The following is a 13,604-nucleotide window of genomic DNA, read 5'->3' as shown; positions in this document are numbered from 1 at the left end:
CCTATCGGACCTGCCGCCGCGTGCAGGTGACTCGTCCCGGACAAGAGAGATTGGGAGCAGGAGGGAAGGGCACCGACACCGACCAGTGGCCGACACCCTCCCCTCCTGTACGAGCCCGTTCAACTCCTGGGCGAGCCCGTTCAGCGAAGGCGGAGCGCCTCACGCACGGTGGTGAAGAGGTCGGTCTGGTTGGTGACGCCGAGAACGCGGTACGCCTGCGGGCCCTGCGCCGCGATCCGCACCTGCGTGCCGGTGTGCTCCTGGGACTGACCGGGCGTGTTGGTCGAGTAGTTGACCTTCAGCTGCTGGCCCTCGTCGGTGACGAGCGTGGAGGAGAGGCCGGGCGGCTGCGCCTCAAGGGGCACGATCTGGCTGGTGTGGGCGTGGTCGGCGGTGGTGACGACCAGGGTGTCCGGGTGCTTGGCGGCGTAGTCGCGCGCGACCTTCACGGCGCGGTCGAACGCGGCGGTCTCACCGATCTGGCCGCAGGGGTCGGCGGCGTGGTCCTGCTTGTCGATGGAGGCACCTTCGACCTGCAGGAAGAACCCTTGCCCGCCCTTCCCGTGCTTCCCACCCTTCCCGCTCTTCTGCTTGGCCTCGAGGAGCTTGATGGCCTTGGTGGCCTGGTCGTCGAGGGCGGGGGTGCCCGCGGGACGACCGGGGTTGGAGGTGGTGCAGCGCTGCGGGTCGGTCCCGCCCTTGGCGGCGGCCTTGCCGGTCCACTCGACGGGCACGTTGCCGGGCGCGAAGAGCCCGAGCACGGGCTTACCGCCCTTGACGGACTTGACCTTTTTCAACTCACGGTCATTGGTGACGATTTGATACCCGAGCTTCTTCGCCTGCTCGGTCACCGTGAGGCCCTTGTACTTGCCGTCGGTGACCTTCTGGTCGAAGCGCTGCTTGCCGCCGCCGAGGAGGACGTCGACCTTGTGGTTGACGCTCTGCTCCGCGATGGAGCCGGGGCCGCCCTTGGCGATGGTGTCCGCGGGGCACTTGGCCATGTCGGCCGGACCCTGGCAGCTGCGGTCGGTGGCGTGCGACGCGAGGACGGCCGGGGTGGCGTCGGTGAGCTCGGCGGTGGTGACGGACCCGGTCGCGTACCCCTTCTTCTGCGCGAGCTCCAGGATCGTGGGCACGGCCTTGTCGGTGTCGGGCGTCTTGGATATCCGCCCGTTCACGGTCTTCACCCCGGTGGCCCAGCCGGAACCACTGGCGGCGGAGTCGGTGACGTAGTCGGGGGAGCCGTCCTTGTGCACGGCGTACGTCGTGTAGGCGCCGGTCAGCGGGAACTTGTCCATGTTGAGGCGCCCGTTGGCACCCACCGTGTAGTCCCGGGCGAGGGTGATCTCGGAGTCACCCATGCCGTCACCGATGAGCAGGATGACGTTCTTGGCCTTGCCACCCTGGATCGCCCGACGGGCCTGGTCCTTGGTGTCGGACGCCCCCGCACTGGCGGTGACGGTGACGGCCACGGCGGTGGCGGCGACCACGGACGAGGCAACGATCAGTCGACGACGCGAACGGGACAGACGCGGTCTGGCCATGCGGAACTCCTCAAAACGTCTCGGTACGATGCGGCCACCTCACCAGCGGGACATGAACCGCGTGGGACGTGGCGGTGCCTTCGCGATGTCGCGGGGGCGACGCGGCATCTCCACGAGTGTCATCCGCACGTTCGACGATGCCGTAGGTGACTTCGCGCCCTGTTCGGCTAACTGGCGCCCGATGCCAAAAGGGCCGCGATGTCGGCCGCGGGGCGGCCGGTGTGCAGACCGATCAGGTCGGCGAGCAGGGCGTCCAGGGGAGGCCAGGGCATGTCCCCGTGCTCGTTGTAGAGGCTGACGAGGCCGTGCAGGGCGGTCCAGAGCAGGAGCCCGGCCTGCCACTGCTGTTCGGGCGTCGTCTGCGTCTGCTTCGGCGTCCGGTCCGGGTCGGTGACGGCGGCGAGGGAGGCGACCAGGGCTCCGAGGAGTTCTTCACCGGCTCCGTGGGCCGACCCGGTGACGGGATCGGTGGGCGTGCTGGGTGTGCTCGGCGTGCTGGGTGCGCTGGGTGTGCGTCCGCCGAAGAGGGTCCGGTAGTGGCCGGGCTGGTCGACTCCCCAGCGTACGTAGGCGGCGCAGCGGCCGACGACGTCGGCCAGCGGATCCGGGGCGGGCCGCGCGGCCTGGTCCATCAGCCGGGCCAGTTCCTCGTAGCGCATCCGCAGTACGTGCTGGACCAGCGCGCCGAGGTCGGGGAAGTGGCTGTAGATGCTGGCCGGGGCGACACCGACCTCGCGCGCGACCTGTCGGAGCGTCAGTGTCTCTGGCCGGTCGAGGGTGGCGAGGAGCCTGGCCGCGGCGTCGATGAGCTGAGCCCTGAGTACTTGACCCTGCCCTCGTGGATTGCGACGGCGAGGGGCGGGCTGCTCCTGAGACGACACCACCAGCCCCCTTCCGACCAGTGAGAACGATCCAGCAACCGTACATGCCGCCTTCCGCCTCCCTCCTTGACGCCGCTAACCAACGGTTGTTTACTCACATAACCAACACTTGTTCAGTCAAGGGAGTGGGTGGATCAGCATGCGCATCGCGATACTCGGCGCGTCGGGCAGGACCGGCGGCACGCTGGTGGAACAGGCGGTCGAGCGCGGACACGAGGTGGTGGCGCTCGTCCGCACCCCGGGGAAGGTGGCCGTGGCCGCGCCCCGGCAGGTCGAGACGCGGAGGGCGGATGTCTCCTCCCCGGGGACCTTCCCCGACCTGGACGATGTCGACGTGGTGATCTCGGCCATCGGCATCGGCAAGGGCGAAGGACCCGGCGCCCTGGTCGCCGGGGCGAGGCTGCTCGCGGAGTCGAAGGTCCGCACGGTGTGGCTGGGCGCCCTGGGATCCGGTGTGTCGAGCCGTTCGGGCGGGCTGATCTACGCGCTCGTGATGAGGATGTTCGTCGGCTCGGAACTCGCGGAGAAGGCCGAGGCGGACCAGATCGCCCTGAACGCCGGCGCCACGGTGTTCCACGCCCCGGACATCACGGACGGCCCCCTCAGCCCCACCCGCCACGTGGTACCCCTCGCGGGCCTGCGCCGCCCGCTGCTGCCGCCCAGGATCTCCCGTACGACGGTGGCGGCGCTGTTGCTGGACGAGGCGGAAACGGGCGGACACGCCACCGAAATCGTCGTCCCCCTCAGCTGAACTCCGCTCCGGAAGAACCGAGTTACCTGACACACACGACGTCTCATCCTCAGGGAGAGCACGATGAGCAACCTCGCGGGAAAAATCGGCCTGGTGACGGGCGCGGGCAGCGGAATCGGCCGCGCGACGGCGATCGAACTGGCCCGGCAGGGCGCGGCGGTGACCGTCACTGACATAGACGAGAGCACGGCGGTCGAGACGACGAAGCTGATCAGGGCCGACGGCGGCGAGGCGCTGCCTGTCCCCGTCGACATCACCGATGAAGACGCCGTACGAACGGCCATCGAGCGCACGGTCGCGACATACGGCGGCCTCGACTTAGCCGTGAACAACGCGGGCCTGGACTCGCACAACCGACAGCTCGACGAGATGCCCCTGGACGAGTTCGAGCACGTGGTCCACGTGAACCTGAGCGGGACCTTCCTGTGCATGAAGTACGAGCTGCCCGCACTGCGGAGCCGCGGCGGAGGCGCGATCGTCAACATCGCCTCCGCAGGCGGCCTGCACGCCATCCCGGCGGCCCCCGCCTACGTGGCCGCCAAGCACGGCATCGTAGGTCTCACCAAGACCGCCGCAGTCGACTACGCCCCCCACCAGATCCGCGTCAACGCGGTCTGCCCCGGCCCGACCCACACACCCGCCCTCGAAAGGATCGCGGCGGGCACCGACCTGATCGCCATCCAGGAGGCAACCATCCCGCTGGGCCGCACGGCCACATCGGAGGAGGCCGCGGCGGCGGCGGTGTGGCTGTGCTCGAACAAGGCGTCTTACGTAACGGGGGTCGCGCTGCCGGTGGATGGAGGGCGGCGGGCGTAGAGGTCAACGGGGTGCAGGCGGGGGCAACTTGGCGGGTACCGACGGTGCCTGTGTTGGCTTCTGACGCCGAGCCTGAAGCTGTGCCGGATGTTGATTCTGACTCTGATGTGCCTGTGACAGAACGAAGACTTCGCGGTGGACCGCCTGTAACTCGCTGCGGGCTACAAATACTCCAGACCGCAAACACCGAGCTACTCCACCGAGCCACTCCTGGGGGAACACCGTGAAGTACACCCGCCTTTCCGCCTTTGCCGCTCTCGGCGTCGCCGCCGCGCTCTCGCTGACGGCTTGTGGCGGCGGTGACGACTCCGGGACGGGTTCCTCCTCCAAGGGCTCCTCGTCGTCCTCCAACAGCGGCTCGAAGTCGGAGGCTGGTTCGGGCTCCGGTGACGCGAAGGCGGACGGAGCGAAGGCGGGTTCGGGTTCGGGTTCTGGTTCGGGTGAGGACACGAAGGCGGAGGCGGCCGGGGGCGGCGCGGCGAAGTCTGGTGGTGGCGGCAAGGTCACGTTCTGCAAGACGGCGGACCTGGCGATAGACGCGCAGGACGCCGCGGCCGGCGGGGGCGAGGGCCGGATCGACATCACGATGATCAACCGGGGTTCGACGACCTGCTCGGCGACGGGCTTCGCGGGCGTCGACATCAAGGACGAGGACAACACGTCCAACCCGATCGAGCGCGGCCAGGCCCAGCCCCGCGTCACCACCCTGAAGCCGGGCGACGCCGCGGTCTTCAACCTGGCCTACGACATCGACACCTCCGGCGACAGCCTGGCCTCCCCGACCAACATCATCGTCACGCCCCCGAACGAGACCCACAACGTAACCCTGGACTGGCCGACGGCCGCCGGAGCCATCAAGGGCGCCTACACCGACGTACAGGTCTACCCCACCCACACCACCAACTAAGAGCGCCGCCCGCGCACAAACAAGAAGGCCCAGGTCACCTGACCTGGGCCTCAACTGTGCAGCGGGCGACGAGAACTGATCTCGCACTCACAGCTTGGGAAGCTGCGATAAGTCCGGGCCAATTCAGGCTCTGACCTAACTGAACGGCTAGCCTGCGGCTTCTTCGGGCTCGGCTACTTTCACCACAGTTTCCCGTTGTTCCCCGCTCGGCCTGGTGCCGTTGTGGTGCGGACCGACGTGCATCGTGGCAGTGACTACGGTCGCTTTATGCAGTGGATCACCCTCATCAGCACCATAGTTGGCGCGGCGATCGCCACAGGATCTGCCATGCTTCTGGACCGCCAACCGTGGAGGCGAGAACGTTCAGACCGCGAGACGCAAGCGCGTCGAAGCCTGTACGCGGACTACCTGGCCGGCCTGTCCGAGGCCCGTCACGCCTGCGGCAATATGGCCCGGGATCCGGACATGGGGCCGTCGACGCGACGCGCCACGGCCCGCGAAGCATTCGGGCCATGCATCGGACTGAGGTACCAGATGACCGTCAGCGCGCCCGGCCGCGTCGTAGAGGCGTCGGAGGATGCATTCCGCCGTCTCTGTGACCTCCGAGATCGGGTGATTGAGGGAGTCTTGGTCGCTGATCCCGCGTACTTGGAGGGTCGTCGAACTTATGACGATGCCCTTGCTGTGCTTCGGGCTCGCATGCGAGAAGACCGGCGCGTCAGCGAAGGCGAAACTGCGCCCTGAGCTTGGGTTTCGTAGTGGCAATTTCTGCGCTGATCTGCGGCGGAGCGGAGTTGGAGAGGTGGCCGTACCCGGGGCAGTTCCCGCGGTTCCTCGCAGGGTCTGGCACGCGAATGGCAACCAGTGCCTCGAAAGCCCCTTGGCGGAGCCGGACCCGGGGGTATCTGAGCCCCAGGCGACGAAAGCCAGCCGACGAGGCCGGGACAGCCGATCGCGTAGGCACGGGCGCCTCGCTGTCCCCCCGCTGGCCTGAGCCACGCGGCCGGTCGCAGATCGGCCAAAAAGAGCCGTTTAGGTACACCTTCCCCTCGGGGTGAACGTGCCTCCGTTGGCGGCCGCAGACCCAGACACTAGAATGGACAAAAACAGGGTCGTAAATCGTGAACATGCAGCTCGGTGCGTATGTTCTGTCGCTGTCTGGGGAGCGAAGATGCGGACATATGAGCGGACACACCCGTGGATTACATTTCAGTTGGACACTCGCCGTCTTGATCATGAGTGCTGGATGTTGCTTGGTGAAGCCATCTCCAAGCTGGAACACATCGCTGGCGTGCCACTGCAGCCCGATGTGGCGGCAGAACTCAACACGGTGTACCTGACCAAGGGTGCCCATGCCACTACACAGATCGAGGGCAACACACTCACCGAGCAGGATGTCCGTAAGCGCGTGGACCAAGAACTTCCCCTACCTCCATCGCAGGAGTACCTGGGGCAGGAGATCGACAACGTCATCCGTGGGTACAACCAGATCGTCCACGAAGTGGCAGACGGCACGCCACTGACACTCACACGTGCGCGCATCTGCGAGTTCAACAAGATCGTCCTGGATCAGCTCCCCATGGATGGAGACTCGAAGCCAGGCGACATCCGCACCACCAGCGTCCTCGTGGGGTCTCACTACCGCGGCGCTCCCGCTGAAGACTGTGCATTCCTGATCGACCGACTGTGCACGTGGTTGGAGGACTTGCGCGCAACGGACGGCGTCATGCGTCAGCCAGCCGCGGTCTTGGCTGCGATCATGGCGCACCTGTACATCGCCTGGATCCATCCGTTCGAAGACGGCAACGGCCGAACCGCACGTCTAATCGAGTACCAAATGACGGTGCAAGCTGGTGCTCCGACCGTCGCGGCTCATGTCTTGGCGGACCACTACAACAAGACCCGCGCCGAGTATTACCGCCAACTCCGGCGAACCAGTCAGGTGCCCTACGACGTGAGTGCGTTCATCAAGTACGCCCTACAAGGACTCGTCGACGGTCTGCGCCAGCAGATCGCTGAGATTCAGGGACAGCAGATGGGCGTCACCTGGCGCAACTATGTACACGAGGCGTTCCACGAAAAGACCACACCCGCTTGTGCCCGTCAGCGTCGGCTGCTCCTCAGCCTGCCGGTGGGGCACTGGACGAAGCGCGGTGACATCCGGGGTGTCACCCCTGCTATCGCGGAGGAGTATGCAGGCCGGGAAGAGAAGACGATCTCGCGCGACATCAACGCGCTTCACAAAATGGGGCTTCTCATCACTGCCGGTCGTGGAGCAACCCTGCGAGTCGCCCCGCGCACCGCGATTCTTCGAGCTTTCATGCCCCTGGTCGCAGACCAGGACTAGATGACTGAGTGCGCACGGGTGCTCCAACTCCCTTCGCGCCAGAAGCCAGCCGTGCGTTCGTCGCTCAGCACGGCGCCTCCACTCCCCACCCATCCGAGAGCGCGGCCACCAGCATGAGCCCCCTCCCGGAGAGGTCGGTGGCGGCCGGCTCACGCACGAAGGGATGACGGCGGCGGCTGTCGTGTACTTCCAGGCGTACGGCGTCGTCGTTCTCCGAATCGAGGCGGACGAGGAACCCACGCCCCGGAACGGTCCCGTGAACAACCGCATTCGTCGCCAGTTCGGACACGCAGAGCCGGATGTCTTCGGTGCGGGCCCGCAGGTCCCAGCGGTTCAGAGTCTCGGTGACGAACTCCCGTGCCCGTCACACCGATTCAGGCTGGGCGTTGAAGAACCGTTGGCTTGAAGAGGCTGACGGGATAGACGAGATAGGCGGGACAAGTGGAATCAGCTCGGTCATCACGTTCCTCATCACTCACCGTCGTCGCGGAGATGTCCGGCAAGCTGGAGGCCGCCGCCCAGGCCTACGCGACCCGCGTCATACAGGCCGCCACCCGCGAGTTCGAGGACCTCACCGAACCCGACGACTGGTCGGTCGCTCACCAGAAGCTCGCCCTCGCCCGCCGCGGCAGCGGCGACCTCACCCAGGCCCTGCACTTCATCGACATCGCTCGCCGCAGCGGGAGTACCGACTCACCGATGCAACGCGTACGACTGGACACCGCGCACGGCCACATCCTGCTCTCCGACCCGGCGACCCGGGATGATGGGGCTCACGTCCTCGACCGGGCCGCGACAACGGCCGCGCAGTACGGACTCGTGCACCAACTGCGCAGTATCGAGAGCGTCAAGGCCAGCAGCGAGGGACCGATGGGGCCCCGGCTTCGACGGTGAGCAGGGAGATGAACGCGTGAGGGATATCCGGCAGGCCATCACCGAAGGCCAGTGGCGTCAGGCGAAGTCGGTCTGGGACTACCACCAGATGCACCACGAACCCCGCGTCGTCAACGTGGCGATCGGACTGGGAAGCCACGACCTCGGCGTAGCCGCCCGCGCCGCCGAGCTGTACCACGCAGGACTCTTCCCCACTCTCGTCTTCAGCGGTGGCAACAGCCCCACCACCGCCAAGGTCTTCCCGCGCGGCGAAGCGGTGCACTTCCGTGAGCACGCCGTCGACGACCTCGGCGTACCGGCCTCCGCGATCCTGCTGGAGCCGAACGCGGCGAACACCGGGCAGAACATCACCCTCTCCCGTGACGTCCTTGCGGCCGCGGGCATCACCCCGGCCACGGTGCTGCTGGTCTCCAAGCCGTACATGGAGCGCCGCTCGTACGCGACCGCCCGCAAGCTGTGGCCCGAGGTGGACATCGTGTGCGCCTCGGAGCGGATGGAGTTCGACGACTACCTCAAGAGCATCGGCGACGAGAAGCTCGTGCTGGACATGCTCGTCGGCGACCTCCAGCGGGTGATCGAGTACCCGAAGCGCGGGTTCGCCGTCGAGCAGGAGGTCCCGGACGACGTGCATGCCGCGTACGAGTCCCTCATCCGCGACGGCTTCACCAGCCGCCTCGTCGGTTCCTGAGCTCCCCGCGCCAAGCGGACCCAGGTCGCCGTCACTGAGGCAGCAAAGAACCCCCGGGTCCATGACCAGGGGGTTCGAAGAAGAGCGGGTGACGAGAATCGAACTCGCACTCTCAGCTTGGGAAGCTGCGATCACTGGCAGCCGGATCGAGCGCTGACCTGGGCTAACGGCTGCGCGGGGGGCCCGTCGGCACGGCTTGCTTTCACTATGGTTCCCCGCTGTTCCCCGCTCGATCTGGTGCACTCGTGGTGCGGGCGGTTGCTGTGCTTCACTGCTGCTGCACGGACCTGATTGAACCTCGTTGGACTCGGCGTTCACCGTGATTGCCCGCTATTGCGGGTGCTCGTTCTCTCTCCCCCCTAAGCAGCGCCTACACACGTACTGATCTTGAGTGGCCTCGCGAAGCGACGGGGGACCGACGTCGTCGGTACGGTGGGCACATGCGATGCCTGCTGACTGCTGATCTTGACCTTCCCAGTGAGGGCCTGAGGCGTTTGATGCGGCGCCTGGAGGTCGACGTGGTGAAGGCCGGCCAATTGGGAGTTGACTGGCTCACTCAGACACCAACGCCGTCAGTTGACTTCGTATGTGCCGTCCTAGGCGAGGGAAAGAACCGCGACGCTGAGGCAGCTGTACTGGTGGACATTGGCGTCGCCCTCGGCCGCCGCATCCCAGTCTTCTTGATCCTTGCTCCGCTCCGGAGGGCTCCACTTGTTCTCGCTGGTATAACCCAGGTTGAAGCAGACCTGCGTAATGAGGATGCTCTGGAGCTTCATCTAAAACAGTTCCTTCGAGCACTGCGTCGCAAACCGGAAGCTCAGGCACCAATAGCAGCTATCCCTGCGCTCTCGCTGGAGTCAGCCAATATAGCCCATGCACGTCTGGATGAGATTAGCCAAGCAAACAGTGCCATCGGTGTGGTTGCACGCTTCGAGCGTCTGATGCTTGACGTTTTAGAATCACCTGATACAGAAGTTTCAGCACTCCTGGCTACCGGCGACATGGGATACGATGCAGCGCTATGGGCAAATGATGCTAGCCCCATCCTCGGCGGCCCAGTGCTTGTGCAACTGAAACTATGGAAGAACGCCTCACCCCACGGGCTGCAACGGGCCGTGGAAACGTTCTCTGCCCAGCTCGATGCTAGACAGGTCCCGTTCGGCCTGCTCATCTATCATTGGATGGGAAAAGAACAACATGGACACCTCTCATCCGAGCTATCTGGCGCACGCGTAGTTGCCATCTCGGCGCATGACCTCGTAGACGTGCTCAGTAGCCAGCCATTGAGCGGTCTCCTTGTCGCTATGCGAAATGCCGTGACGCACGGAGTGCCCTACCGTGCCTAACCTTGACAGCCCGATACTAAAGTCGCACCTTGATCGCGCAAGCGATCCTACGAATTCGACGCACATTCGCGGTCGGGCGTTCGAAGATGCCCTTGAACATGTCTTTGGTGCGGTGCCAGGTTGTGATGTGCAGCGGAACAGTCTTAATAGGTTCACATCGGAAGAGGTGGACATCTCTGTAATGAACTTCAGAGAGGGGAATGGCCTGAGGGCTCTGCCAGAGATTTTCCTCGTTGAGTGCAAAAACTGGAGCGAGCCAGTTGATTCAGCTACGGTCAATGAATTCGCAGCTAAGATTCGTCATCGTGGCTGCACGCTTGGAATTTTGGTCGCTGCAAATGGGGTAACTGGCAACCCATACGAGAAGACTGCCGCTTATCAGTCTGCTGCGCTCGCACTTGTTGAGCGTACGCGAATGTTACTGCTGACTACCGCAGATTTGAACATGCTTGTATCGAGTCAGGATGTTGTGAGGCTCCTGCATCGCCGCCTGCTGGACCTCGTAGCGGCAGGAACATTCACTCTCGGCTAATTAAGCGGTGACGCTGGTAGTTGCGAGCCTAGGTAGCGCTGCGCTGGAGTAGATTGTGCCACCCGCATGCGTACGGTCGCATGGCCGCTTTCTGCGAAATCGCGCTGCGCGTCTCGCAGGTTGAGTACCTCGTCAACGACCAGTGTTTCAACACACGGGCCTAGGTCGATCTGATGCTCGCCAAAGCTAAGGAGCATCCCTTCGTAAGTAGCTGCTAGAGCAAAAGCCTCACTCGCTGCAAGCAACTCCAGAGTCTCTTCTCGGATTACACCGATAGAAACAGTACTTGCCTTGAGGTTTACCTTTTCGCCACGCAGCAAAGAAATGGCATCTCGCGCATCTCGTCCGTCTCTCATTGTGAAGTCCGCCGGCGCCGGGAAGAATTGCCCAGTCATCGCCTGAAGTGTAGCTAGAGCCTCGTAGGCATCGGCCCATCCCTCTGCTTCTTTAACGCCCCATCCGCCCGGGGTCATGTTTTGTGAGATAGGTGCGCTGAGGTAGGTCTGTGCTGGACCCTGGAATGCCACCTCCATGATCTGGCCGATTCGCGCATGGCTGATCAGCCTTAGAACCGGAACTAGTGCCTGTGGGAGTGCCTCTTCGGGAGGCGTGAAGGAAAGTGTTTGATGCCAAGAGCTATTTCGGTTGTCGTAAAGTATCTTCACTTGCATGAAATTTGTAAGGTCGCGGCCGAAGAGGGTTCCGCCATCAGTGCCAGCCGTCCGCTGTGTGAAGTGGAGGGGCAGGGAAGCAGTGGGGAGTCCGGACGTGGAACGCACAATTAGTTGTGCCCGCAGCGGCGGACTCAGAGTTTCCCGATTGGCTTCGATGCGCAACGCCTCGGGAACGAAAGACCCGCCAATTCCCAGCTCCGACGGCGCATCAATTGTCATCCCTTGAATATTTCCTCTGGCGAGTTCCACCTCGCCGCCATAGCGCAAGGCGTCCTCAAACCTCTTGAGGCGTCGTTCCTCGTCCGGGTTATTTCGCCTGAACGTAAATTTTCCAGTGAAATGGATCGCCGAGCGGACACCTGAATTGTTGCCTTTGGGTGACAAGTGGATGGTGGTTCCGCCGGTCGAGTCGAGGGATGCGCTGATCGAGTAGTTGGGCGAGATCTCCTGCGCGCGAATCTGAAGAGCACTGTAGCGTTCGATCAGGTCGGGAATCCCGCTGATCATTACGTCACGCTCAGCCCGAGCCTCTGCGATGCGGTCCAGAATATAGTCCCCAGAGCCCTGCAACGCATATCTGACCAGATCATCGTGCTGAGCGAAGCGCTGATTGAGCCAGCTCAGCCCATACCAGTTTCGGACGAAAGGAAATTCGTCGCGCAATCCTTCGAACCATCTCGTTTCTGCTGGATTTGGGCTGATTGGAACGAGGAGGTCCCAATGGTCGGGCTGGTAGCGGGCGGTGGAAATCAAAGAGCGGCGGACCTGCCCTTTACGGCTCGATGTCATTCGCCTCGTGAACGACTTCACCTCGTAATGGATGAGCTCGCCGGAATCTGTGTACTCATAGAGGTCGCGACCGCCATCTCCGCCAGTTCCATCGACTTCCTGAGCGCGGGGTCGCAGTCGCAGCACCAGCATGGTCACCAGGGCTTCGGATGCTGTCGGATTCTTTGCGAGTTCCTGCCAGGGCACGCTCACCATGGCTCCAAGCCTACGGGCCTATTGGCCAAGAAGGAGTGCGAACTAAATGGTTCCTCGCTTCCTTGAAGCTTGGCTATGCCCCGAGGTTGGCGGAGCGGCTTTGGGGTGGCGCTGCTTTGGCGCGAGTGATCATGGCCCCGTAAGCTTCCGGCGCGTCGGGCAGTCTGTGGACCTGCCTGGTAAAGCACGACGTTGGGGCCATGATCTTCGAGGCTCGCGCCAAAGTGGCTCCGTAAAGCCGTGGAGCCGACCGCCCCCAGCCACGACGTATCCCTTCTCTGGCATCAGCTGGCTGCATGCTTTGCGCGCGGCACGGGCGCTGGCCGGGCTGGAGCGGGGCGGAGACAGGAGCGCAGGCCCGGCCGGGGGCCGAGCCGCGCGCGGTGAGCGGAGCGAGCCGCCTTGAACCAGTAGAGAAAGTTGTAACTCAGTCGGTCGTGTGGGGCTTCAAGTCATCCGCACAGGCTGGGAGTTCCACCTCGTCGCGGGCTGCGAGCGGCAGGAAGCGCACTGGTCGTATCGTCCATGTGATCCGGGTGCGGGCGTCGGCGATCGAAGCCGTGCAGGGCTCGGCTCGGAGCAAGGCTCTTCTGGTGTCGATGCGGCCTTCGTAGAACCCGTCCCAAGTCTCCATGGCTGTTGGTGGGTTGAGTGCTGCCGCGATGCACCGCAGGGCGGTCGACAGCCAGCCATCGGCCTGGGCTGCCGAGTACGCGCCGAAGTGCGTCGTGAGTTCTGGCCGGCCCCCGGAGACCAGGTCTTCCACCCGGCATTCGCACCAGAATCCGCGGGTGAGTTCCTCGCTCAGCATGGCGGCTCTCCTGGTGGCGCCTCCACGAACAGTTCCGCCGTGACCGTGTGGCCGCCCAGGCTGTCGTGGACAACGACTCGGTGCGCGATGAAGCCGACGATGCCCAGGCCTCTGCCGTGTGCCGCCTCCCCGCCGGGGTGCTCGGTCGTCGGGGCTGTCTCCGTGCCGCCGTCGTCCGTGACCGACAGGGCGATTACCTGCGATGAGACCGCCACCGCCAGGTGGAAGCTCCCGGACTCCTTGCCACTCGCCGTGTGCAGGACCGCGTTCGCGCTCAGTTCGCTCACGATCAGTTCCGCGTCCTCCGCCAGGGGCGAGCCGCGCAGGATGTCGCGGGTCCAGCGGCGGGCTCTGCTGACCTCTTCCGGGAGGCCTGGGCATGTGAGGCCCCAGACTCGGGCGGTGCTCGTATACTCGTGCATACAAGTT

General features: G+C 64.5%; 12 protein-coding genes and 2 pseudogenes. 8 read left to right on the top strand and 6 right to left on the bottom strand.

The annotated features are described in order from the left end of the window. Positions 1-140 precede the first annotated feature (140 nt). A complete protein-coding gene (gene phoA / locus CP970_RS20530; RefSeq protein WP_150493667.1) occupies positions 141-1,544 on the bottom strand; it encodes an alkaline phosphatase in 1,404 nt (467 codons plus the stop codon). Between the two features lie 167 nt (positions 1,545-1,711). Next, entirely contained in the window at positions 1,712-2,425 is a 714-nt protein-coding gene (locus CP970_RS20525; protein ID WP_224058563.1) for a TetR/AcrR family transcriptional regulator, read from the bottom strand. Between the two features lie 139 nt (positions 2,426-2,564). On the opposite strand from CP970_RS20525, the gene CP970_RS20520 reads away from it, so the two are divergent. The 4 genes from CP970_RS20520 (at position 2,565) to CP970_RS20505 (ending at position 7,246) form a co-directional block, all read left to right on the top strand. After that, on the top strand, positions 2,565-3,176 hold the full coding sequence (locus CP970_RS20520) for an NAD(P)-dependent oxidoreductase (RefSeq protein WP_055546067.1): 612 nt from the start codon (positions 2,565-2,567) through the stop codon (positions 3,174-3,176). A 63-nt stretch (positions 3,177-3,239) separates the two neighbouring features. Continuing rightward, positions 3,240-3,992 carry an SDR family NAD(P)-dependent oxidoreductase gene (locus tag CP970_RS20515; RefSeq protein ID WP_055546065.1) on the top strand — a complete coding sequence of 251 codons (753 nt, stop codon included), beginning with the start codon at positions 3,240-3,242 and terminating at the stop codon, positions 3,990-3,992. Between the two features lie 223 nt (positions 3,993-4,215). Beyond that, positions 4,216-4,899 carry a DUF4232 domain-containing protein gene (locus CP970_RS20510; RefSeq protein WP_055546063.1) on the top strand — a complete coding sequence of 228 codons (684 nt, stop codon included), beginning with the start codon at positions 4,216-4,218 and terminating at the stop codon, positions 4,897-4,899. Between the two features lie 1,246 nt (positions 4,900-6,145). Further along, on the top strand, positions 6,146-7,246 hold the full coding sequence (locus tag CP970_RS20505) for a Fic family protein (RefSeq protein ID WP_055546061.1): 1,101 nt from the start codon (positions 6,146-6,148) through the stop codon (positions 7,244-7,246). Between the two features lie 64 nt (positions 7,247-7,310). On the opposite strand, the pseudogene CP970_RS20500 reads toward CP970_RS20505, so the two are convergent. Beyond that, positions 7,311-7,595, bottom strand: a pseudogene (locus CP970_RS20500) (ATP-binding protein); the annotation flags it as partial. A gap of 122 nt (positions 7,596-7,717) precedes the next feature. Between CP970_RS20500 and CP970_RS20495 the strand changes: the two are divergent. From CP970_RS20495 to CP970_RS20480, 4 genes and pseudogenes are all read left to right on the top strand, one after another. After that, positions 7,718-8,140 (top strand): annotated as a pseudogene (locus CP970_RS20495) (hypothetical protein); the annotation flags it as partial. Between the two features lie 16 nt (positions 8,141-8,156). Continuing rightward, positions 8,157-8,828, top strand: a complete 672-nt coding sequence (locus CP970_RS20490) for a YdcF family protein (RefSeq protein WP_055546059.1) — start codon at positions 8,157-8,159, stop codon at positions 8,826-8,828. 440 nt (positions 8,829-9,268) lie between these two features. Beyond that, positions 9,269-10,174, top strand: a complete 906-nt coding sequence (locus CP970_RS20485; RefSeq protein ID WP_150493665.1) for a hypothetical protein — start codon at positions 9,269-9,271, stop codon at positions 10,172-10,174. Continuing rightward, on the top strand, positions 10,167-10,706 hold the full coding sequence (locus tag CP970_RS20480; protein WP_079043392.1) for a restriction endonuclease: 540 nt from the start codon (positions 10,167-10,169) through the stop codon (positions 10,704-10,706). The genes CP970_RS20485 and CP970_RS20480 overlap by 8 nt, the downstream gene beginning before the upstream one ends. On the opposite strand, the gene CP970_RS20475 is transcribed toward CP970_RS20480, so the two are convergent. The 3 genes from CP970_RS20475 to CP970_RS20465 form a co-directional block, all read right to left on the bottom strand. Further along, complete coding sequence (locus CP970_RS20475) at positions 10,703-12,364, bottom strand: hypothetical protein (protein WP_079043391.1); 1,662 nt, start codon at positions 12,362-12,364, stop codon at positions 10,703-10,705. The genes CP970_RS20480 and CP970_RS20475 overlap by 4 nt on opposite strands. Before the next feature lie 427 nt (positions 12,365-12,791). Further along, positions 12,792-13,175: a hypothetical protein gene (locus CP970_RS20470; RefSeq protein ID WP_055546055.1), complete on the bottom strand. Its 384-nt coding sequence runs from the start codon at positions 13,173-13,175 to the stop codon at positions 12,792-12,794. Next, on the bottom strand, positions 13,169-13,597 hold the full coding sequence (locus CP970_RS20465; RefSeq protein WP_055546053.1) for an ATP-binding protein: 429 nt from the start codon (positions 13,595-13,597) through the stop codon (positions 13,169-13,171). The genes CP970_RS20470 and CP970_RS20465 overlap by 7 nt, the downstream gene beginning before the upstream one ends. Between the last annotated feature and the right edge of the window lie 7 nt (positions 13,598-13,604).

It is taken from the genome of Streptomyces kanamyceticus (assembly GCF_008704495.1).
In the GTDB taxonomy this organism is placed as follows: domain Bacteria; phylum Actinomycetota; class Actinomycetes; order Streptomycetales; family Streptomycetaceae; genus Streptomyces; species Streptomyces kanamyceticus.
Note: the sequence above shows the minus strand (reverse complement) of the source record. Positions and strands in the feature narration are given on the sequence as shown.